At 68.4% G+C, this 2,275-nt stretch carries 3 protein-coding genes and 1 pseudogene; all 4 read right to left on the reverse strand.

Features of this window, described 5'->3' with window-relative positions; translation table 11 throughout:
* Positions 1 to 584, reverse strand: a 584-nt coding sequence (locus AC5RVV_RS17245; protein ID WP_494002590.1) for a response regulator, incomplete at its 3' end; no start/stop codon positions are given.
* A 189-nt stretch (positions 585 to 773) separates the two neighbouring features.
* On the reverse strand, positions 774 to 1,709 hold the full coding sequence (locus AC5RVV_RS17250) for an AfsR/SARP family transcriptional regulator (RefSeq protein WP_493986738.1): 936 nt from the start codon (positions 1,707 to 1,709) through the stop codon (positions 774 to 776).
* Positions 1,710 to 1,851: 142 nt separating this feature from the next.
* Entirely contained in the window at positions 1,852 to 2,163 is a 312-nt protein-coding gene (locus AC5RVV_RS17255) for a MoaD/ThiS family protein (RefSeq protein ID WP_494002591.1), read from the reverse strand.
* A pseudogene (locus AC5RVV_RS17260) lies at positions 2,160 to 2,275 on the reverse strand (exo-alpha-sialidase); the annotation flags it as partial. The pseudogene AC5RVV_RS17260 and the gene AC5RVV_RS17255, both read right to left, overlap by 4 nt.

Here is a 2,275-nt window from a genome sequence, read left to right on the forward strand (position 1 = left end):
ATGGATTTGACGTAGCCGCGGCAGGTGTTCTGGGAAATGCCCAGGGTCTTGGCGTTGGTCCGGACATCCTGGCCCGTGGCCATCAGCCGCAGCACCTCCAGTTCCCGCTGCGTCAATGCGGGCACAGGGACGGCTGAATCCTGCTGCTGGCGCCGGTTCACCAGCTGTGCCAGCAGGGAGGGATGGACGATCATGCTCCCAGCCCGTGCCTGCCGCAGCGTGTCCAGCATGGTGGCCAGCGAGCCGTCCTTGGGCAGGAAGGCACAGGTGCCCAGCGCGGCGGCCCGCTCCAGGAGTTCCGTGGACGGATCACCGGTGAGCATCACGATCCGGGTGGACGGCTCCCGCGCCAGGATCTGCTCCGCGGCGGCCAGTCCGTTGCCGTCCGCCAGATGGTAGTCCATGACGACGATGTCCGGACGCAGGCTCAGGGTCATGGCCACCCCTGCCTCCACGCTTTCCGCATGGCCGATGCTGACCAGGTCCGACTCCCTATTAAGCGCGCCCATGAGCAGTTCCGCGAAGGTCGTATGGTCGTCGACTACCAGTACCCGTGTCTGTTCCAAAGCAGCTTCTACCGCCATATCGACTCCCCAACTGCGGTCCCCCAAAACAAAACTTCTTAGAGGGATTATGCGCCACTGGGCGGGGCTTGTACATGCTTTGTAAAAGTTAAGCGGGCGGAGGACGGGGTCCTCCACCCGCCTAACTCACGGGATCTGGCGGTTCAGCGGGGCCAGGGATGCTCTGCGCCGGGCTCAATGTGACGCTGGTCAGGCGGCGGCCATGGCTTTGTGCAGGAATTTGTTCAGGATGTTGCCGGCGGCGCGGACGGAGGCCTGCGGGGTGCTTTTGTGCTGGTTGGTGTGGCTGAGCTGTTCGTGCAGGTAGAGCAGGGCGGAGAGGGCGTCGGAGAGTTCCCCGTCGGCGTCGGCGGTGGCGTTGAGCAGCCGGGCGTGCGCGGCGCGCAGGGCCGGGCCGGGGGCGCAGCCGAGTTCGTGGTGCAGGGTGCGGCGGCATTTTTCGTAGGCCTGCAGGCCTTCGGCGTAGCGGCCGGCGGCCTCCATGGCCAGGATCAGGGCGGTCCAGGCCCGTTCGTTGAGCTGGTCGGCGGCCAGGGCGTCCCTGGCCCAGACGATCGCTTCGTCGGCGTGGCCGAGGCCGAGGGCGGTTTCGGCGGCGGCCACGGTGGCGGCGGTGACGCGGGCGGCGTGGGCGGCGCGTTCGGTGCCGGCCCATTCGGGGGTCAGTTCGTCCCCGAGCAGCGGTTCGCCGGCCAGTTCCAGGGCCTGGCACAGCAGCGGGTAGGCGGCCTCGGGGGCGGCCGCCTCGGCGGCGCGCAGCAGGGCGTCGAAGCGGTCCAGGTCCAGGTCCAGCAGGGTGCGGTCGATCAGGTAGCCGCCGGTGGCGGTGCGCAGGGGTCCGGTTTTGGCGTGGCCGGGCTGGATGTTGCGGCGCAGCACGGACACGTAGGATTCGAGGGTGGGCAGGGCCTCGGCCGGGGCGTTGCCGGCCCAGAGCAGTTCGATCAGCCGGTCCTTGGAGACCGGGGTGCCGCGGTGCAGCAGCAGGATCTCCAGGATCTGGCGGGGCTTGGGTCCGCCGAGGCTGTGGGCGCTCAGTTCGGTGTCTCCGCGCCGGATGTGCAGGCTGCCGATCAGCCGGACGGTGATCGGCTGCGGCGGTGTCTGTGCTGCTGGCTTTTCCATGATGTCCCCCCTCAAGGAATCTTGATGTTTCAATCATGGCGCCTGCAAACAACCGCCCAAAGCCCCGCGTGGGGTGGACCCCCACCCCCAAATTTAGGGTGCAGTTCACACCCGGACGGCTTGCTCGGCCGCCAGCCAGGCGTCAGCCGCCGGCAACATTCTGGATGATGAGAACTTCCTGGCCGTGGTGCACCTGGGTGGCCGTGCCGTCGAGCCTGCGCACTTCCTCGCCGTCCACATAGAGATTCACGTGGCGGCGCAGGGCGCCGGTCTCGTCCCGCACCCGCCGGTTGAAGACCGGATACTCTGCTCCGATCGTGTCCAGCAGGTCCGCGACGGTGGCAGAGCCGTCCACCGGGATCCGGACCTCGCGCTGCCCGTCGACGGTGGAGGCCAGCAGGGCAGGGATCAGTACGGTGATGCCGGGCTCGGTTCCGCCGGCCATGCTGCTCATTCCTCCACCACTGCCGCGCGGACGCAGAGGACGTCCGGCAGGTGGGAGGCGATTTCCGTGAACGTTTCGCCCTCGTCCGCGCTGGCGTAGACGGAGCCGCCGCGGGTGCCGA

It is taken from the genome of Arthrobacter sp. MDT2-34-1, assembly GCF_059091365.1.

Coding starts and splice junctions, on each gene's coding strand:
- AC5RVV_RS17250 (WP_493986738.1), bottom strand. CDS start 1,709: ATGGAAAAGCCAGCAGCACAGACACCGCCGCAGCCGATCACCGTCCGG.
- AC5RVV_RS17255 (WP_494002591.1), bottom strand. CDS start 2,163: ATGAGCAGCATGGCCGGCGGAACCGAGCCCGGCATCACCGTACTGATC.